The following is a 19,981-nucleotide window of genomic DNA, read 5'->3' as shown; positions in this document are numbered from 1 at the left end:
CCTCTTAACGTTGCTGGATGCCAGCAAGATTGTCGTCTACCGCGTTACGGACAAACTCGACGTGCGGCCCGAAGACCACGTGAATATGGTTGCTGGAGGGAATAAAGGTCCCCAATGAACCGGCCTCTTTCAGCAACTCCATGTTCATCAGCTTCTGGTCGCCAAGGTCGATACGCAGCCGCGACACACAGTTTTCTACCCGCTTGATGTTCTGCCTGCCGCCCAGCCCTTCGACGACCAGCTCCGCCACCTTGTCGTACTCTTTGTTATTGAGCAGCGCGCTGTCCGCCATCTCTTTCTCACGCCCAGGCGTTTTGATATCAAACTTGCCAATGGCGTAGCGGAACACGCCATAGAACACCACAAAGTTAATCGCGCCCAGCAGCAGCAGGTTCGGCCAGTGGGTGTTTTCGTACATCAGCCCGAAGATGCCGAAGTCAAAGATCGTGCCGCGAATATAACCAATCGAGACGTCCAACATTTGCAGAGGAATGGTTAGCAGGCCGCACAAGATCGCGTAGATAACAAAGAGCTGCGGCGCAATAAACAGGAAAGAGAACTCAAGCGGCTCGGTGATATTGCCGAGAAACGCCGTCAGTACCACGGTCAGGATCATCCCTTTGGCGAATTTCTTGTTTTTGAAATAGGCCATGTGGTACATCGCCAGCCCGATAGCCGGAACGCGGAACAACGTGGTCAGCATCTGCGACGAAGCCAGGTAGCTGGACAGCGTTGGCATGAACTCATTCCATGCCGGATGGTTAGGCCCCAGTTCAAACAGGATCTTGTTCATGGCGGGCAGAATGCCAACGTAGGTTTGCCCATCAATCAGATAGGTGCCACCCGCTTCGGTGAAGCGCACCGTCGAACTCAGGACATGGTGCAAGCCAAACGGGATCAGCAAACGGTTCAGAGTCATGTAGATCCCGGCACCGATATTCGGGGCCATCATCACGGTCGAGATGCTCCGCATCCCATAGGTAAACACATCCCACACGAACGGGATCAGCAGACCAACCGGGATGGTGAAGGCAATCGACAGGATGGCGACCGATTTCTTCCCACTGAAGAAGGCAAAGGCCAACGGCAGCTGTAGCCGGTAGAACCGGTCTGTCACCTTGGCGGCAAGCAAACCGGCAATGATCCCTCCCAGCGCCTCTATTTTCAGCGTATGGATGCCGAGCACCGTGCCCTGCCCGACCAGTGCCATATTCTCCGTCACCAATTGGTCCATCACTTTCAGATGCACGTGCATGGAGATCAGTAAGGTTAAATAAGCGATGACCGAAGCGAAGACCGCAATGCCCTTTTCCTTCTTCGACATGCCATAAGCGACCCCCATGGCGAACAGCAATGGGATATTCTGGAACACTACGCTGCTGATTAATCCCACCGAAGAGAGGATCGCCTTGCAGTAGGCATTTCCCAGAAACGGCAGTTTATCGATCATATACGCCTGGCCCAGCGCGCTACAGATCCCCATTAGCATCCCCACCGGGGCTAACACGGCAATAGGCAATAATAGGGAACGCCCAAACGTCTGTATTTCGTTTTTAAAGTTGGATTTCATTATCTGGCCCCTGGTTTACTTTACCGCTCTATCAAACAATGCCAGCGCTCCCACCATCAAGGCCAAATACTGGCTGATTCAAGGCTCATTTTTTGCCCGTCAAAAAACGGAGGCACGACAAATTGCCACCCGGTCGTTTTCAGACGGGCGGTAATAGGTCAAGGTTGGTAGGCGGTTACCAGGCCAGGCCGCGATCCAGACTCAATCGATCACGACCACCAGATGGTTTAGCTTACTGATTTACGACTGCGGGGACCGGAATATCCAATCCATAAAGGCGCAGCATAGCAGGTGTGTCTTCAACGTCAGCAAAAACATACCGCACTCGGACTGCCGCATTTTCCGGAATGGTAATATTCGCATCCCCAGGCACCAATGCGGTTTTCAGTGGTGAAACAAAACCCTCCTTGTCTAACAGCATCAATGATTTACTTTCATTCAGATTGCTAAGACGTACGATTTTGTCGGTTTTATTACGGAGGGAAAGGGTCACTTTATATTCTTGAGCCGCGACTTTCTCAATGGCGGAAACCGATGCGGTGACATTTTTAACCAGATTGTCTTTGTCGGTCACAATGATGGCCCCATCAATGCTGCTACCTGACTGACGGCCATCATCCACGCCATCTTTCAGACCGCTGAGTGCATCTTTACCTGAGGCAATGACGCCAGAGACCACGCTTTTCACGCTGTCTTTCACCACGGCGGTCTCTTCAGCCTGAACGGCAGGGGCAGCCATCATCACCAAAACCAAGGCCATTACGCTATTTTTCATCTCATTATCCTGCTTATCATTATCCATTGACGACAAAATCACCTCAATCTAGCGGAAAATAACACGGATGACATCTTATCTATTGGGGCTGCCTTCCTGCTGCTATTCAGGTAAGGCGTAAACTCCAATCTTTTTAATGCTATTTCGCTTATTCTCACCTGCAAAGCGCGGCGTTTTCTGCCATTCTTTTGCCTATTCCTCCTAGCCTTAGCCGCGCCTTCGTAGACAGGACAAATAATGGAAGTGTTAACAAAGGATGAAGTGTTATATCACCGGGGAAGTTTGCTGACAGCAGACGGCGTCATGGTCGCCTCATGGGATCTTGAGCAGCAGGAGAGTTTTTCCGGTGATTATTTTAGCCTGGCTGGCTACCGCGGTATCCGCAACGCCGCTGCGGCTCCTTTCAGCGTGGATTATTGTAATGAATCTGTCGTGCACATCATTAATGGCATGGGCGTAACGCTGGGCGATTCCATTATTGGCCTGACCGCGCTTGAAGCGCTGCGCGAGTTTAATCCCAACCTGCGTACTATTATCTACCGGCCAGGGCGCGCGCCCCACTATGTCGATCAGCTTTATCATCTGGCGGCAGGCATGGTGGCGGATCTCCGTTGGCTGCCGTGGAAAGCGGAGCATATTCCTGAGCAAGAACTGTGTATCGATGCCGGTAATCAACTGTTCTGGCCAGCCTTCACCACGTTGCCGATGATTGATTTTTTCCTGCAGGCACTGGGCGTTGAACCTGCCGCTATTCCTGCTGCGGCGAAAGCCAACCGCTGGATGCAAAAACTGTGTCTGCCGCCATTACCTGAGTGCTGGCAGAACAAGCCCTACGTGCTGTTTTGCCCCACCGCCAGTACGCCGTTACGCAGCATCCCGGCCAGTGCTCATGTGCCACTGGTGAATGCCCTGTGGGAGAAGTTTGCCTGCCCGGTGCTGGGGTTCGGCGCGGTGGATCACCCGCATTATGTGGATATTCAACCGCTCTCCACCGCGACCGCTGATTTCCTGGCCTGGGTGAAGCATGCCCGCTATGTTCTGACATCGGATACCGCTGCGGTGCATATTGCCGCAGGCTACGATGTCCCAACTACCGCCTTCTTTACCTCAATCGCTCCCGAATTGCGGGTGCGAGACTATCCTTTATGTCAGCCTGTCTATTTTGCCCTCCCCGAGCTGAACAACGTGCAGGCCAGCGCCAGAAAGCATGACCTGGAGCAGGTCGAACTAGCCTTCACTACCCTGATGCTAAACGAATTGCCGTGGGCCTGATCCCCGGTCTGGAGAACTACCGATGCTGTTGACCGCAATAAGAAATACCGCGTTTGCCCTGCTGGCTTTGGTCATTACCCAAACCAGTGCTCTCAGCTTTACCCTGGAAGTCGGCGGCAAGATTAAAAACATCACCGACGCCGAGAACAAAACCTATGTCTTTACCGATAAAGAGCTGTTTGCCATGCCGGTCCACAGCATCACGACCACCACTTCGTGGACGCCCAGAGTAAAATTCGATGGTGTATTGCTGGCGGATATTTTGGCTAAAGTGGGTGCCGAAGGCACCATGATGACGCTCTACGCGCTGAACGATTATTATATTGATGTGCCCATCTCGGACGTGGCTAAATACAATATGATCCTGGCCTATAAAATGGGCGGGGAAATGTTAAAGGTGCGCGATTTCGGGCCGCTGTTTCTGATCTATCCCCGCGATGCCGGGGGCGCGGAGCTCAACTCTCCGCTGTATAACTCGCGCTTTATCTGGCAGATCAACAGGATCGTCATTAAATGAAGTTAGTCAGGTTCAAAGACAGCGGCAGGTTGGCCATTCCGGCCATTTTTGCCGCCTTATTCCTGCTCGCCTCAACGGTGACGCTGTATTACTACAGTGCCACCTTGTCCAAAAAAGGGCTGTATGCCGTTGCCGGTACGCAGGAAAACTACTCTTGGTCGATCGCCAAGTTCGCCATCAAGCTGGCGGAATTTGAAACCCTGGTGGAACAGCAAAAAAGCACCAACCAGGTGGATATCGATAATCTGAGGCTAAGGTTCGATATTCTCTATTCTCGCTATTCGGTGCTCGCCCGCCCGTCAGAATCGACCCTGCCGCTGTACCACGAACCTGGCTATCCCGAGCTCGTTGAGCGGATGCGCAATGAAATTACCCAGTTGGATCAGTTGGTCAACAGCCCTCAGGTAGATCTGGGACTGATTTCGCAGGCCATGCAGCAGATCAAACCCTCCGCGATTATGATGGCCAACCTGGCGGACCACGCTGAAGTGAAACAGCGCACCGGGGCTTACGAAGATTTTATCGAGAAAAGGCACATCATCTTTTATGGCCTGGTGATCATCATGTTCTCGGTGATCGCGCTGATTGCCATCACGCTGATCGTCATCCGCCAGCAGCGTCAAACCATCAGCCAACAGTCGAAGGCCATTCGCGCAGAGCAAAAGGCTATCCGCACCAAAAATGCCTTCCTCGGGGCCATCGGGCATGAACTGCGCACCTCGCTGCAAAGCATCATGTCCGCCATCGATGTGTTGACCAATACCCGCGTATCCCATGAGCACAAAGATACTTTCCACCGGCTGGAAACCGCCGCCGAGCAGATAGAAAGCCAGATGAAGGATCTCACCGATTATGCGCGCCTGGACAGCGGCATGATGGAGCTGCGCATTGTTCCCTTTAATGCCCAGCAGGTGATCGACGAAACGACGGATGAAATCGCCATGCTGGCCCATAAACCTGGGGTCAAACTGGTACGTGAAGTGGAATTCACCCATGCGCAGGTCTATTCCGACCCGCAGCGGCTACGGCAAATCGTGGTTAACCTGCTGACCAACGCCTTTAAATATACCGAAAGCGGCACCATCACGCTGCACAGCTGCCTACGTAGTCAGCCTGCGGGGAGTTCGTTAATCATCGAAGTTACGGATACTGGCATCGGTATCGACAATGCCCTGCTACCGCAGATTTTTGAGCCCTTTACCCAGCTCGATCAGTCAAATACTCGCCAATACAGCGGGGTTGGCATGGGATTGGCGATCGTCCACGGCCTGGTTGAATTGCTCGACGGCACGATCACGGTGTACAGCGAAGTGGGAGAAGGCAGCACCTTTATCGTCAGCATCCCCGTTGAGATCAGTGAAGAACAGTTGCCAGAGCAAAGCCCACGTCCGGCAGCGACGCTGTTGAAAAAAGAGCAGCAAATCCTGGTGGTAGACGACAATCCTGCCGCAGGCATGGCCTTTATCGCCCTGCTCGACAAGTTGGGCTATCAATATGAGCTGTGTGACTCGTCAGAACGTGCGCTGCAAAAGCTGCTGCGGCGGCCTTACGATGCCTTGCTGCTCGATCTGCAAATGCCCGGCATCGATGGTGTGGCAGTAGCGCAACAGCTGCGTGACCAGCGCGGCCCGAACCGTAATATCCCGATTATCGGTATCAGCGCCTATACGCCGGAGCTGCTGCCTAGCGAGCAACGCGCCATGTTTGACGATTACCTGATGAAACCGGTACGCATGGAGGCGCTATCCACCTCACTCACGTCGCTGTTTGTCACTACAGATTAAAGCACCGTTGCAGTGCGGCTTCGATGACATGGAGCCGCACCGGTTTTTCATACGGGCCTAACACGTCATAATCGCGCATCGCTCTGGCAATCTCTGACTCACGCAAATCGGTGCCCAACTGGCCGGTCAGCACCAGGATCGGCGCATCTGCATGATCGGAAGTGCGAATGGTTTCGATGCATTTCTGCGCCGTTTCGTGGCCTATCAACCAATCCACCACGTAGCCATCAAACGGGTTTTTGGCCAGCGCCTGGCAGAAACTGCTGACGTCATAGAAAGCCACGGCGTTGAATCCTTGGCTATTGAGATACTTGGTTAGCTCATCAGCGGCCTGATGTGCATCATCCAATACCGCAATGCTCAGGCGATCGTCTTCGCTATGGCAGGGGCGGATCTCGATCAGTTCGACAGCAAAACGCTTGCCCTGTGGGGCCTCGCTGGCTCGATAAACCATCCACTGCCCATCCTGCTGCAAGCCAACAAACTCGGCCTGCTTGCTGCCCACTAGTTCGCTGCTAATGTGCGCCACACAAGGTAACGCCACCCCGGCCACAGAAAAGATGGCATCCTGTGCCACAGTGGACCCAACAGGCTCGCTTTCTGGCAGAATGTCGACGATGGACGCCGGCGTTTCTCCCAAAGCCAGTGCCACGCTGTTGATTTGTTCCAGCGTCCATGGGCTCTGGCCTTTCAGCTTGCGGTGAGCATGGGAAAAACTCAGATCCAAAATGCGGCTGAGTTCCTTGGCATGTTGTCGCTTGCCGATCCCATGCTGCAAAAAGAGTTCCCTGACCTTGCCTGCAATCGACTGCGAATCGAATTTTTGATGATTGTTAAACATTTTATCCTTCGATATATCTCGCTGATTTTTCAGTCGCTTTGACACCCATCCGTACAAAAACGTTATCGAAATCTCGCATACTATACAATCTTAGCCTAATAGCTTGCTTGACATACCATCTTTTATGGTCAAACATGGTACCAGAAGTGATATATTATAAAAACGATAGTAGAACGATAAGTTAGTAATAACCATACCAGCACCAGGGAAATTATAAGCCGGCCACAACACCTGATTAAAGTATCGACAGGGAGTTGCAAGCTGAGCAAGTTTAACCGCAGAGTTAATTGCTTCACCCCTCGTTAAGCCGGGGCCCGCAAGGGTTCCGGTTTTTTATTAGCCAAAAACCCAATGAAAAGGCCGGAGAACACTCCCCGGCCCGTCAGCATGGCCAACCTTGATCGGCAGATTACCCTCCAGCGTTGGCATCTTCTTCAGCCTGGCGAATGATGGCTTTGGCCATCCACTGGGTCACATCTTGAATATCATCGAGCTCTAAACCCCAAATGTCCTTCAGCACCAGGAACACCTCGGAACCATAAATCAGCGAAAAGGCGTGGATTACGCGTTGCAGGGCTTCAGCAGGGAGTTTGTTCTGCAAGGGCTCCACCGCCAGCTTCAACAGCCGTTTGCGATTGCCACGCACAAATTTTTCGCCCGGCGTCGCGTTAGCCCATTGCTGGAGCGATAGCTGTAACGCCGCACGTAGCGCGCCTTCATGCTGCTCCATCTGCGGATAGGCAAACGCCAACAGTTGATGAATGCGCTTGAGCGCATCATTATCCTGCGGTTGCCATTCAAGGATCGGCCCCAGACTTTTCGCCACAACGGCGGAGATCAGGGCGCTTTGGGTGGGAAAATAGCGATAAGCGGTGGCACGGGAGACCTGCGCATGCGCCGCCAGCTCTGTAATCGAAGGGAAGACCCCACCATCGTAGAGCTCCATCGCACAGGCCAGCAGCAAGCTGCGGGTTTTGGCACGAGTATGTGTCAAAGATTCATCCCGTGGAGCGGGAAATGCGGATATTGGCACGTTTTCCTCGAACTTCCTCGTATCTTCCAGCCTTGGAGTCAATACGATAGACAGCCTCACCGACAGATCCTGGCCCATCGGCAACGTAAAAAATTACCGCTAAGATAGCCAAAAACGGGACACAAGTCTCACTTTAAGCAAATTAATGCTTGCAAAAATGATACGGCAGTCTCATTATGACCAACAAATAAACGATAGTACCTTATTGTCCGACACCAGGGTTCACAACCCACTATAAAAAATAGCATTAAAATCAATTTGTTCAGACCTTTGTCTGAACCTTTTTCAGGAACAGATGATGAGCAGCACCCCAGGTTTTGTCTATATTGCTACCACAGCAGATACTAAAGGACAAGAACTGGAATATGTCCGTCATCTGATCGCCAATCTCGATTTACCCGTCATCACCCTCGATCTCTCCACTTCCGGTAAGCCTTCTCTGTATCATGCGGACGTTTCTGCACATGAGATCGCGGGTTACCATCCGGAAGGTGAACAAGCCGTTTTTTGTGCTAATCGCGGGCAGGCGATTGCGGCCATGGCTATCGCTTTTGAGCGCTTCATGCTCTCACGCCGTGATGTTGCTGCGCTGCTCGGTTTGGGCGGGTCTGGTGGCACCGCGATCATCACACCCGCCATGCAACAGTTGCCCATCGGCCTGCCAAAGCTGATGGTATCGAGTATGGCTGCGGGTGATGTCGCTGGCTATGTCGGCTCCAGCGACATTGCCATGCTGTATTCTGTCACCGATATCGCCGGGCTAAATCGCATTTCACGCAAGGTATTGAGCAATGCCGCCAACCAGATAGCCGGGGCAATCCGCTTTCATATCGATGATGATGCCGACAGCAAACCCGCCACCGGCCTGACCATGTTTGGCGTCACTACGCCTTGTATAAAGGCCGTGACCAGCGCCATTGAGCACGACTGGGATTGCCTAGTGTTTCACGCTACCGGCAGTGGTGGCCAGGCAATGGAAAAGCTGATCGACAGCCGCTTGCTCAACGCCGTATTGGATCTGACCACCACAGAGGTATGCGACTATCTGTTTGATGGCGTGTTGGCCTGCAACGAAGATCGCTTTGGGGCCATTGCCCGCACTGAGATCCCTGGTGTGATGTCATGCGGGGGGCTGGATATGATCAACTTCGGTCACCCGAAAACCATTCCGGCCCGCTACGCCAATCGTCAATTTTATTGCCACAACAGCCAGGTAACGCTGATGCGCACCACGGCGCAGGAGAATACCCAGTTAGGGCGCTGGATTGGTGACAAGCTGAACGCCTGTGCCGGGGAGGTATGCTTTGTCGTACCGCTGGGTGGCTTTTCAACTTTGGATGCGCCAGGGCAGCCCTTCTGGGATCCACAGGCGCTGAGCGCTTTTGTTCACTCGCTGGAACGGACGCTGGTGCAGACCGCAAAACGCCGGTTGCTCAAAGTGCCGTACCATATCAACGATCCCCTGTTCGCCGCGATTATTATCGAACAATTTAATGCCATTGCTGCTACGACTAAATAATCCTGTCAGAAAATAAAATAAAAAAAGCCGGGCAAATAACCCGGCATTTTTTATTATGCTAGCAATGTTAATTATTCAGCAGCAGGGACATGATCACGCATTTTTTTCATATGCTCCATCATCTTCTGCTCGCGTTTCTGATAATTCTCATTGTATTGTTTTTTCTGCTCTGGCGTTAGCAGGTTATACATTTTGTTTTCCGCTTTGGCGCGTTCCAGCATGTGCTCAGATTGCGCTTTACCGATCGCATCGATCTGGGCTTTTGCCTTGGCTTCGTCGAAGCTTTCCGAAGCGATCATGCTGTGCAGTGCCTGGCGCTCGTCTTTAGCACCCGGGCCGCGTTTTTGATGCGACTCTTTCATGATATCGCGCATCTGCTGGCGCTGCTCTTTGGTCAGGTTCAAGCCAGCAAAAGGACTTTCTCTTTTTGCGTCTTTATAGTGCATCATTTTCACCGGGGCGGCAGTTGCCGGGGCGGTAGTTGCGTCGGCTGCAAAGGCGGCAGAAGCAGAACCCAGGGCTAACGTTGAAGCGACAAATAAAGCGGTCAGTTTACGCATAATTATTTCCTTAAAAGTTATTCTTCATCAGGAGCGCTGTACGTTAACAGGCTCACTATCTCGTCGTCGGAAATAATAGTATGCGCATGAATATATAGTAATGCGAGGGAGTGTAAATTTTTTAAAATCAAAAATGGTAATATTCGTCAATTATGAATAAATTATGGAGAAGGCGTCTGTTATTTGGAAGATTAGATTGCCCAAGCGTAATTATTAGTGTGGCTTTTGTCCACCTCCAGCTAGGGATTAATTTAGCATCCCTGGCCACAACCCTGGCTCAACGAAGCCAAAAACTGATTTTCGCACACTGCGCGGTTCTCTTTTACACTCTATACAGACGTCGCTCACGCGATCCCCATCGTCTTTCAGGCTGCAGCGTAGGGTCCGGCTGTCCCTTTTTGAGGAATGATCATGTTCGCAGACCAAGGCCCGATACTCCTTAACACCCATTTTGGCACCAGCAGCCCTTACTGGCATCTGGCGTTTGACAGCAATGCCCTGCAGTTGACGGCAATCAAAGGCAAAACACACCTTGCCGTGGCCCTCGACGAAATGCAGGCGGCGAAAATCCGCCGTCTGAGCGGGGTCACCGCCAGCCTGGATCTGACCATTCTGCTCAGCGGCCAACCCATCCACCTGCATTTGGTCGGCCGCCGGGTCAATAAATTAGAGTGGGCGGGCACCGCCTCTGCCTATACCGATACCGAGGCCGTGGCACGTGATTTGGTGCACGGCCTATCGTTTGCCGAACAGGTGGTGTCAGAGGCTAATTCCGTCATTGTCATCGTTGACCAACACGGCCGCGTCCAGCGCTTTAACCGCCTGAGCGAAGAGTATACCGGCCTGCAGGAACAGGATGTGATCGGCAAAAACGTCTTCAAGATGTTTATGAGCCCCGAAGAGGCCGCTGCATCCCGGCGCAATATTGCCACCTTCTTTCGCAACGGGGCCTCCTATGAGGTGGAGCGCTGGATCAAAACGGTCAAAGGCGAGCGGTTATTCCTGTTCCGCAACAAGTTCGTCCACAGCGGCAGCGGCAAAAAAGAGGTGTTCCTGATCTGTTCCGGCACGGATATCACCGAAGAACGCCGCGCCCAGGAACGCCTGCGGCTATTGGCCAATACCGATACCATCACCGGCCTGCCAAACCGCAACGCCATTCAGGATGATATTAACCGGGCGATTAGCGAACGCGGTGACAGCCACGTTGGGTTGGTCTATCTCGATCTGGATAACTTCAAAAAAGTAAATGACGCCTATGGGCATATGTTTGGCGATCGCTTGCTGATCGAGGTGTCTCACGCCATTCTCAGTTGCCTGGATCATGGAGAAAAACTTGCCCGTCTGGGGGGCGATGAATTTCTGGTGCTGGTCACCCAGGCCGACCGGATCATGCTGCAAGAGCTGGCCCAGCGTATTATCGATCGCTTGCAAATGCCCTTCCGCATCGGCCTGATCGAGGTCTACACCGGCTGTTCGATTGGCATTGCCCTGTGCCCGCAACATGGCCACGATCTGGACAGCCTGATCCGCAGCGCCGATACCGCCATGTACGTCGCCAAGGAGCACGGCAAACGCACCTTTATCGTCTTCTCGCCGGAAATGAACCGCCGCGTTGCCGAATACATGTGGCTGGATACCAATCTGCGTAAGGGGCTGGAACAGGAGCAACTGGTGGTGTATTACCAACCCAAGATCACAACGCTCAACGGAGCCGTGCACAGCGTAGAGGCGCTGGTCCGCTGGGATTCGCCGGAACGCGGGCTGATCCCACCGCTGCAGTTTATCTCCTATGCCGAAGAGTCCGGGCTGATTGCCCCACTTGGCCGCTGGGTGCTGCAAACCGCCGCGAAACAGGCTGCCATTTGGCAACGACAGGGGCTGAATTTACGCATCGCGGTTAACCTTTCCGCCAGGCAGTTGGTGGATGACAGCGTGGTAAACGATCTGGTTGAAGTACTGCGGGAAAACCAGCTTGCACCCTGCACTCTGGATTTTGAGCTGACCGAAAGCAGCCTGATAGAAGATGAGAGCCGGGCGCGTGAGGTGATAGCCCGGCTACGGGCCTTGGGTGCACAGGTTCATCTGGATGACTTTGGCACCGGTTACTCCTCTCTGGCCCAGCTGGCACGTATCCCTCTGGACGCCATCAAGCTGGATCAAAGCTTTGTTCGCGGCGTCAATCTGGCCCCGGTATCACAATCACTGATCCGCGCCATCGTCGCGGTCGCCGCAGCGTTACAGTTCAAGGTGATTGCCGAAGGGGTTGAGACGGACAGTGAAAATCGCTTCCTGGACTGCGTAGGGGTCGATGAAAAACAGGGATTCCTGTTCGCCCGGCCGATGCTACCCGAGCAATTAGAACAGTGGCTGAAAACCTATAGCCCGCGATCACCAAAGTGATGCGGGCGGGAATTAACGCTTAGCCAGCGTGACGCTGATTAAGCGTGTGCCGATCCTGCAGCATCACCAACCGCTCAATGTACAGGCGATCCTTCTCCTCGATAGTAAAAGCCGAGTGCACCCAATCCTCGGTAATGTCCATCAGCTCGGAGCGGGTTAACTGCAATACTCGCTGACGCGCGCGCAACATGGCGCGCATACCGTTCAGCTTGGGCCTGATGGTGTCGATGAAGGTACGAGTCGCCATATAGGCATCACCCGGTTGAAACAGCTTATCCACCAGCCCATAGCTTTCGAACCATTCGGCGGTATGAGACTCCCCGCTCCAGATCAGCTCTTCCGCCAGGCGCATGCCTGCCTTACGGCTTACCAGTGAATAACCGCCCATACCGGGAAACAGATTGAAGGCGATTTCTGGGAACCCCATCCGTGCGTTGTTCTGCGCCAAAACAAAATGGTGCGCCAATGCCGCCTCAAAACCGCCCCCTAGCGCGCTGCCCTCCACCATGGCAATGCTGATGGCTCCGGTATCAAAACCTCGTGCTGCGGCATGCACACAGTCGATACAGGCCCGGGCATACGCCATCATCGCCTCACGCTTGCGGTTTTTGATCGCTTCGGCAAAAAAGCTCAGATCCCCACCGACGTTAAACATGTTTGGCACCAGCGAGCCGGTGACCCAAAAGTCGAACTGCAACGTCGACTCTTTCGCCGCCTGCGCCAGCGTCATGATGTCTTCTATCAGCGCCTGATTGAAACAAGGGCGCGGCTCTGCACGCATTAGCATCCACATAATGTGGCGATCTTCCTCGTAATAAGCGGAAAGTTGCGACAGGTTGCCCGCTTCGGTAAATGGGCGACAGGTGGGGTGATTGAATAATTTCATAAGACCTTCCATTTTATCTATTGATTCAGGAGATAACCGTTCCAGCCCCTACGGCTGCAGTAGGCGCATACCGGGTGAAAAAGCGCGCGCCATAAGATGAGTAAAAGCCTTTCTGGCGCTGAGATAGATAAAATTGCAGGGATCCGGCAGAAAAACAGACGTGTGGTGAATAGGACAAAATCGAGCGCTCTTGCTCGCAGCTGTTGGTAGAGGCCATCATCAGAATTAACCCAATCTCGTCCATTAGCGACCAAATCGAGGGCATATTTGGCTATAATCAAGCACATGCCCATTGATTTATCTGAAGGATACCGTGACGTAATGCAGAATAAAGCCGCTCCAGAGCAGCCTGAGGCCATTGAGAAACCGACGATCGCCATCAAAACCGGCAACCAAAAACTGGATAAAGGCCTTTCGGGGTTCGCTCGCCTGATAGAGCGCGTTAAAGCCTGGCCCACCATCGCTCACCTGCTGCGAGCCACCGAACGCTTCAACGACCGTCTTGGCAGCCAGTTTGGCGCCGCCATTACCTACTTCTCGTTTCTCTCTTTGATTCCGATCCTGATGGTGTCGTTTGCCGCCGTGGGCTTTGTGCTAGCATCCAACCCGGACCTGCTGGCCGAATTGATCAATAAGATCGTCAATAGCATCAGCGATCCCACGTTGGCCAGTACCTTGAAGAACACGGTGAACACCGCCATTCAGCAACGTACCACCGTCGGCCTGACCGGCCTGGCGCTGGCGCTGTACTCCGGCATCAGTTGGATGGGCAATCTGCGTGAGGCGATCCGCGCCCAGTCCCGTGACGTTTGGGAACGTAATCCGCAGGATCAGGAGAAAATCTATTTTCGCTACACCCGCGATTTTATTTCATTAACCGGTCTGGTGGTGGCACTGATCGTCACACTGTCGTTAACCTCGATTGCGGGTTCTGCCCAGGCGGCCATCGTGCATGCGTTGGGGCTGGATGGCATTGAATGGCTGCGGCCGGCGATGACGCTGATCGCGCTATCGATCTCCATTTTTGCCAACTACCTGCTGTTTCTGTGGATCTTCTGGATGCTGCCGCGCCATAAGCCGAAGAAAAAAGCGCTGCTGCGCGGCACGCTGATCGCCGCAATTGGCTTTGAAGCCATCAAGTTTGTGATGACCATGACGCTACCGCAGGTCGCCAAATCGCCTTCCGGCGCCGCCTTTGGCTCGGTGATCGGGCTGATGGCATTCTTCTACTTTTTTGCCCGCCTGACGCTGTTTTGCGCCGCCTGGATTGCCACGGCACAGTATAAAGAGGACAAAACCCTGCCGCAGGGCAAGTGAATATCCACCATCAGCATTGCATTCATGCCAGTCGCAAGGTTGCGACTGGTTTTTTATTTCGATAATAAAACCAAAAAGCAGTCAATAATTCTAAAACCAGACTAAGCAACCGGCCAAAACCAGCATAACAAACTACCCTATAACTTTTCTTTGCACCTTTTCCAGTCATTCTCTCTGCTTATAGCTCACTTCGCCACGTTAACGACCATAGAACATCAACTCGTTAAAACATTAGTCTTTTTAACAGTTTATTTGCCAGATAGTACAAAATCTCCCCGTTGAAAAGCCATTTTGCTATGACTAAGATGAATTTTTCCCTAGTCAAAATATAAGAAATAACTATGCAAGCCACCATCGCAACCCCCTTGGACGCCGATGCCGCGTCCACACCGGTTAACTCCCGGGGAAAAGTCATCGTCGCCTCTCTGGTCGGTACCGCCATCGAGTTCTTTGATTTCTATATTTATGCCACCGCTGCGGTGATCGTGTTCCCGCATATCTTCTTCCCACAGGGTGACCCGGCTGCTGCAACGCTACAATCGCTGGCCACCTTCGCCATCGCCTTTGTGGCACGGCCAATCGGCTCTGCTCTATTCGGCCACTTCGGCGATCGCGTCGGGCGGAAAGTGACTTTGGTGGCTTCACTGCTGACCATGGGGATTTCCACCGTGCTGATCGGCCTGCTGCCAAGCTATGCAACCATTGGTATCTTTGCACCGATCCTGCTGGCGCTGGCACGCTTTGGCCAAGGCCTGGGTCTGGGTGGCGAATGGGGCGGTGCCGCGTTGCTGGCCACCGAGAATGCGCCTGCCAACAAACGTGCGCTGTACGGCTCTTTCCCGCAGTTGGGTGCACCGATCGGCTTCTTCTTCGCCAACGGCACCTTCCTGCTGCTCTCCTGGTTGCTGACTGACGAACAGTTCATGACCTGGGGCTGGCGCGTACCGTTTATCCTTTCTGCCGCGCTGGTGCTGGTGGGTCTGTATGTGCGTATTTCGCTGCACGAGACTCCAGTTTTTGCCAAGGTGGCCAAAGCAGGCAAACAGGTGAAGGTCCCGCTCGGGACGTTGCTGAGCAAGCACAAAAAGGCCACCATCCTGGGTACCTTCATCATGCTGGCTACCTATACGCTGTTCTACCTGATGACCGTTTACTCCATGACCTACGGCACGGCCGCAGAGCCGCTGGGGCTGGGCTATTCACGTAACAGCTTCCTGTGGATGCTGATGGTGGCGGTGATTGGTTTTGGCGTGATGGTGCCGATCGCCGGTTTGCTGGCCGATGCCTTTGGCCGCCGCAAGACCATGATTGTCATCACCCTGTTAATGATCGGCTTTGCCTTCCTGTTCCCAAGCATGCTCGGTTCCGGCAATCAGCTGTTGGTGATGGCTTTCCTGCTGCTTGGGCTGAGCATTATGGGCCTGACCTTTGGCCCGATGGGCGCACTGCTGCCTGAACTGTTCCCAACAGAAGTGCGCTACACCGGGGCCTCGTTCTCGTATAACGTGGCCTCGATCCTGGGGGCTTCGGTAGCGCCTTATATTGCGACCTGGTTGGCTAACAACTATGGGCTGTTCTACGTTGGTATGTACCTGGCGGCCATGGCTAGCCTGACGCTGATCGCGCTGCTGCTGATGAAAGAAACCCGCCACACGTCTCTGTAATCCTCTCCCGGCCCCCTGCCTATGGGGGCCTGTTTGTCTGTTGTCACAAATCCCGGCTATGCTATCCCCCCATTTGCTGAGGAGACCCGCCCATGTCATTGCGCCGATGGCTCTGTTTGTCTGTTACGTTGCTGATTATTATCGCCATTGCCGCCTATTTCTGTCTGAAACCGGCCCACCCGGATGCACTGTGGCATATCGTCAGCCAGCAATGCCTGCCAAATCAGCAACAAAACCATAATCCGGCCCCCTGCGCACAGGTAGATGAGCAGGCAGGGTTCGTGGTGCTGAAAGACCGCAATGGGCCTTTGCAATACCTGTTGATGCCAACGGCCAAAATCACCGGCATCGAAAGTCCGCAAGTATTACAACCCGACACCGCCAACTTCTTCGCCTTAGCCTGGCAGGCCCGGCATTTTATGGCGGATAAACTCGGTAAACCGATCGACGATGCCGCCATCTCACTGGCGATCAACTCCGAATACGGCCGTACGCAAAATCAGCTGCATATTCATATTTCCTGCCTGCAACCGGCGGTAAAAACCCGGCTGGCACAGCTGCCAGGGGATTTCAGCGAAAGCTGGCAGCCGCTACCTGGTGGGTTGCTGGGGCATGATTATTTGGCTCGCCGCGCCAGCGCTGCTGAACTCAAGCAGCTTGGGGCATTCCGTTTGCTGGCTCAGGGCGTTGAGGGCGCACGTGAAAGCATGGGGAGCTACGGCATGGCGATGACGGCCTTGCCGGGAGGGGATTTCCTGCTGTTGGCTGTGAAACGTAACCTATGGCAGCTGAATCTGGCCTCCGCCGAAGAGATCCAGGATCACAGCTGCCAGGTACTACAGTAATATTGGGTCACTTCTTGTTCTTCATCTGCTGCAGGATCTTGCCACACTGGTTTTCCTCGCCACCGTCACTCGGTGAAACCAGGGCCAGCAATGCCGCTGCCGGAGCAACGACTACGCCCAACGCCACCGCAGCCACCCCGCGGGCAATCAACGGCCCGGCCTTCACGCCCGCATCCGGTTTTTTGAATGTCCCTTTAACATACAGCGGCGAACGCAGGGTCAGCACCCGCATCCCTTTGCTTTCCGGGTCGATGGACAGATCCAGCCGCTCGGTGGCGAAATTGATGTTGCCGGTGATGTTGATGATGGCGTTTTCCGTATCAAACACGAACAGCCGTGGCGTCGCCAACCCGCTGCGAATGCCGACATCCGCCGCCGCACAGTTGATCCCCACTTCGTCATCGCCAAACAGTTGAGCTACCAGGTAGTTACCTACGTTCAGGCCCAGGATTTCCATCAGGCTGCGGCTGATCACGCCGTCATTGATCAGCAGGCGCAGGTCGCCGCTGCTGGTCGCCAGCAAGTCGGCCACCGAGTTGCCGCTACCCGTTAGCTTGGCATCGCCGTTCAATTCTCCCAGGCTGCGCTTCATCGACTCCACGTTCGGCAGCAGCTGTTTCAGTTGGAACTTACGCGCATGCATATCTACCCGCCCCTGCATCGGGCTCTTGCTACCATCAAGACGGACGGTGGCATTCAGGTTGCCCCCCGCCACGCCGAAGCGCAGCGGGTCCATCAGGATCACCGCGTTATCCAGCTTAAGGTGGGTATTCAGATCGCTCAGCGGCAGCGAACTGCCATGCTCAATACGTTTGGCGGTAAATTTGACGTCGGCATCCATTACCCCCCAGCTTTTGGTTTCGAACTTCTCAACCGGCAGCACTTTATCGCTCGGCTGGCGGGTTTTCTCGCCACGATTGGCTTTCTGCTGATTGGAATCTGCGCCGATCAATGGCGCAAGATCGGCGAAACGCAGCTGTTTGGAGAGCACTTCACCACTCAACTTGGGCCGAGGGTGGCTTGCAACGTACTTCAAATCACCGTGAATATCGCTGTCACCGATCTTGCCGTCAAAGCCCTGATACTGGAATACCGCTCCGCCCGGTTGGTGCAACTGGGCGATCAAATGGCCATCGGTAGAATAAGGAGGGGTATTCGGTAACAACACGCCGGTCAGCGCATACAGGTTTCCCAGGCTGTCACCGGAGAATTTCAGCCGTAGATCCAGACCGCCAAAGTTCAGCGGATCGGACAACGTCCCCGCGACCTGCACTCTGGTATTGCCGGAACGGACATCGGCCTGCAGTGGGAACGGTATATCAGCGCTTTGCAGTGACAGCATGCCACCCATCTTGCCGCTGCCTGACAGCGCTTCACCGTGGTATTTTCCTTTAACCTTCCAGCCGAAAACATAATCCGGCGTCGTCGCTTTATCCCCCGGCTGTTTACCCGCAACTTCACTAAAGGGCAGAGGCTTGCCAAGTGGGTAGATCAACGCCTGGAAATCGGCCTTGAGCGTGGCGTCTTTAAAATCAATCTGGCCGCGATCGAACACGATATCGTGGATGCTGACCGACCAGTCTGACTGTGGTTGGTTGGGGTCTTTATCGGCGCTGTTGGCCAGGTTGAAGGTCCAGTTATTGTCACCGTTCGCCAAGCGTTGTAGCGAGGCATTTGGCTGCTTCAACCAGATACGCGGGATCAGCACCTCTTTGCCCAGCAGCGCCAATGGCGCGATCGAGGCATCGACACGTTGCAGTGTGACCATCTCGTCGCCCGGTATCTTGGCCGGGTTGCCCAGCATAATATCTTCGGCGTGGATATGAGGCCACGGTACCCAGGCACGCCATCCCCCCTCATCCTGGTGACGTTCCCAGTTAACGCCCAGATCGCCACGAATAGCAAACGGGCGCTGCAGCTCGGCAGAGACTTTGCTATTAATGGTGGGTTTGAGACGGTTCCAATCGAAGGTGGTAATAAACACCACCAAAACCACGATGATCAGCAGCACGATGCCGCCAATCCAGCTAAATGTTTTGCCTGTTCTTGTCATAACGGTTCCCTCGAGGCGATAGCAGACTGCTCAAATTGATAAGCAACCTTACTGAAAGCCTAGTAGAGGATAGGCTAGAGTTCACGCTTTGGGAACTAATGGGTCAGGGGGTGGGGGCAATAAACCGCGTAGGCAGGGTTTTAAGCTGGTCAAAATGTGCAGGGCGGCTAAGGTAATACCCTTGGGCGGCAAACGCGCCAGAGCGCTGTACCAGTCGCCATTCCTGCTCTGTTTCTACCCCTTCGACAATCACCCCGTCGCTGTGCTGGCTCATCAGGCGCACCAGGGTAAAAAACAGCTGGATGCCCTCATCGCTCTGTTTGAGCAACATAAACAGCTCGCGCGCCACCTTGATATACTGATAACGCCAACTGCTGACCGCGGAGAAATTCGCCAGCCCGCTACCGAAATCATCCAGCCACAGGCGCTCCGCCCCGGGGATATGCTGCAGTGGCCCATTTAACGCCCTGTCCGCATGCTCAACCAGCTCAAAACGCAGATAAGGCATGATGCTGATTTGCCGCTGCATTGCCGGGTGCCGCTGTAGGGCCTGTAAGGCCTTGCCGTCGATATTGATGGAGACCATTAGCGCATGACGGGTAAACAACGTCTGCCATTGCTGCAGTAAATCGAGCTGTTCCTGAATGACCGCCAGGCGCTGACGTAGCCCCAGCGCGGCAAAGTAATGTTCTGGGGATACCGGCTTGCCCGGTGACGCCGGATGATGTACCGCCGTGAGCAACTCCACCGCCAGCAGTTTGCCGCAGGTGCGGTAAATGGGTTGAAAAGTATACAAACGCCGACACTGTCGCCAGTAACGGAAGACTTTGGCACGCTGCCAGACGGCAAACAATGGCGTCAGTAGACCAGAGATCATGTTGGTTATCATCGGTACTATCGCCATTAGGGAATGGGAACGATAACGTTGCCGGAAATTTGTCG

16 protein-coding genes are annotated in these 19,981 nt (G+C 53.9%); 8 read left to right on the top strand and 8 right to left on the bottom strand.

Features of this window, described 5'->3' with window-relative positions; all coding sequences use genetic code 11:
• Positions 1-4: 4 nt before the first annotated feature.
• Both D9980_RS21175 and D9980_RS21170 read right to left on the bottom strand, forming a co-directional pair.
• Complete coding sequence (locus D9980_RS21175) at positions 5-1,570, bottom strand: PTS transporter subunit EIIC (protein ID WP_121608359.1); 1,566 nt, start codon at positions 1,568-1,570, stop codon at positions 5-7.
• Positions 1,571-1,802: 232 nt separating this feature from the next.
• Complete coding sequence (locus D9980_RS21170) at positions 1,803-2,345, bottom strand: hypothetical protein (RefSeq protein ID WP_152525748.1); 543 nt, start codon at positions 2,343-2,345, stop codon at positions 1,803-1,805.
• Between the two features lie 237 nt (positions 2,346-2,582).
• Here D9980_RS21170 and D9980_RS21165 point away from each other — a divergent pair, with 237 nt between their 5' ends.
• From D9980_RS21165 to D9980_RS21155, 3 genes are read left to right on the top strand one after another with little or no spacing between them, the layout of a single operon-like run.
• A complete protein-coding gene (locus D9980_RS21165) occupies positions 2,583-3,617 on the top strand; it encodes a glycosyltransferase family 9 protein (RefSeq protein ID WP_121608358.1) in 1,035 nt (344 codons plus the stop codon).
• Positions 3,618-3,639: 22 nt separating this feature from the next.
• The gene (locus D9980_RS21160) at positions 3,640-4,134 is read left to right on the top strand and encodes a molybdopterin-dependent oxidoreductase (protein WP_121608357.1); all 495 of its coding nucleotides are present in this window, start codon (positions 3,640-3,642) and stop codon (positions 4,132-4,134) included.
• Entirely contained in the window at positions 4,131-5,918 is a 1,788-nt protein-coding gene (locus tag D9980_RS21155; protein ID WP_121608356.1) for a hybrid sensor histidine kinase/response regulator, read from the top strand. The genes D9980_RS21160 and D9980_RS21155 overlap by 4 nt, the downstream gene beginning before the upstream one ends.
• Here the strand turns inward: D9980_RS21155 and D9980_RS21150 are convergent.
• Positions 5,908-6,759, bottom strand: a complete 852-nt coding sequence (locus D9980_RS21150) for a helix-turn-helix domain-containing protein (protein ID WP_121608355.1) — start codon at positions 6,757-6,759, stop codon at positions 5,908-5,910. The genes D9980_RS21155 and D9980_RS21150 overlap by 11 nt on opposite strands.
• Before the next feature lie 409 nt (positions 6,760-7,168).
• On the bottom strand, positions 7,169-7,705 hold the full coding sequence (locus tag D9980_RS21145; protein WP_226906696.1) for a TetR/AcrR family transcriptional regulator: 537 nt from the start codon (positions 7,703-7,705) through the stop codon (positions 7,169-7,171).
• Between the two features lie 385 nt (positions 7,706-8,090).
• Here D9980_RS21145 and D9980_RS21140 point away from each other — a divergent pair, with 385 nt between their 5' ends.
• Entirely contained in the window at positions 8,091-9,311 is a 1,221-nt protein-coding gene (locus D9980_RS21140) for a Tm-1-like ATP-binding domain-containing protein (RefSeq protein WP_121608354.1), read from the top strand.
• Between the two features lie 71 nt (positions 9,312-9,382).
• Here the strand turns inward: D9980_RS21140 and spy are convergent, their stop codons facing one another.
• Positions 9,383-9,871 carry an ATP-independent periplasmic protein-refolding chaperone Spy gene (gene spy / locus D9980_RS21135; RefSeq protein WP_121608353.1) on the bottom strand — a complete coding sequence of 163 codons (489 nt, stop codon included), beginning with the start codon at positions 9,869-9,871 and terminating at the stop codon, positions 9,383-9,385.
• Positions 9,872-10,282: 411 nt separating this feature from the next.
• Here spy and pdeR point away from each other — a divergent pair, with 411 nt between their 5' ends.
• Entirely contained in the window at positions 10,283-12,274 is a 1,992-nt protein-coding gene (gene pdeR / locus D9980_RS21130; protein ID WP_121608352.1) for a cyclic di-GMP phosphodiesterase, read from the top strand.
• Positions 12,275-12,293: 19 nt separating this feature from the next.
• Here the strand turns inward: pdeR and D9980_RS21125 are convergent, their stop codons facing one another.
• On the bottom strand, positions 12,294-13,160 hold the full coding sequence (locus D9980_RS21125; protein ID WP_121608351.1) for a crotonase/enoyl-CoA hydratase family protein: 867 nt from the start codon (positions 13,158-13,160) through the stop codon (positions 12,294-12,296).
• A 321-nt stretch (positions 13,161-13,481) separates the two neighbouring features.
• On the opposite strand from D9980_RS21125, the gene yhjD reads away from it, so the two are divergent.
• The 3 genes from yhjD (at position 13,482) to D9980_RS21110 (ending at position 16,986) form a co-directional block, all read left to right on the top strand.
• Positions 13,482-14,477: an inner membrane protein YhjD gene (yhjD, locus tag D9980_RS21120; RefSeq protein ID WP_021181810.1), complete on the top strand. Its 996-nt coding sequence runs from the start codon at positions 13,482-13,484 to the stop codon at positions 14,475-14,477.
• Positions 14,478-14,818: 341 nt separating this feature from the next.
• Positions 14,819-16,141, top strand: a complete 1,323-nt coding sequence (locus tag D9980_RS21115; protein ID WP_021807376.1) for an MFS transporter — start codon at positions 14,819-14,821, stop codon at positions 16,139-16,141.
• Between the two features lie 92 nt (positions 16,142-16,233).
• Entirely contained in the window at positions 16,234-16,986 is a 753-nt protein-coding gene (locus D9980_RS21110) for a CDP-diacylglycerol diphosphatase (protein WP_121608350.1), read from the top strand.
• A gap of 7 nt (positions 16,987-16,993) precedes the next feature.
• Here the strand turns inward: D9980_RS21110 and D9980_RS21105 are convergent, their stop codons facing one another.
• Both D9980_RS21105 and pdeH read right to left on the bottom strand, forming a co-directional pair.
• Complete coding sequence (locus D9980_RS21105) at positions 16,994-19,039, bottom strand: AsmA family protein (protein WP_121608349.1); 2,046 nt, start codon at positions 19,037-19,039, stop codon at positions 16,994-16,996.
• Between the two features lie 103 nt (positions 19,040-19,142).
• Positions 19,143-19,943: a cyclic-guanylate-specific phosphodiesterase gene (gene pdeH / locus D9980_RS21100; protein ID WP_202729016.1), complete on the bottom strand. Its 801-nt coding sequence runs from the start codon at positions 19,941-19,943 to the stop codon at positions 19,143-19,145.
• Between the last annotated feature and the right edge of the window lie 38 nt (positions 19,944-19,981).

This window comes from Serratia sp. 3ACOL1 (genome assembly GCF_003668775.1).
GTDB classification, from domain to species: Bacteria; Pseudomonadota; Gammaproteobacteria; order Enterobacterales; family Enterobacteriaceae; genus Chania; species Chania fonticola.
The sequence above is the reverse complement of the archived record's forward strand: the minus strand, read 5'-3'. Positions and strand labels throughout refer to the sequence as shown.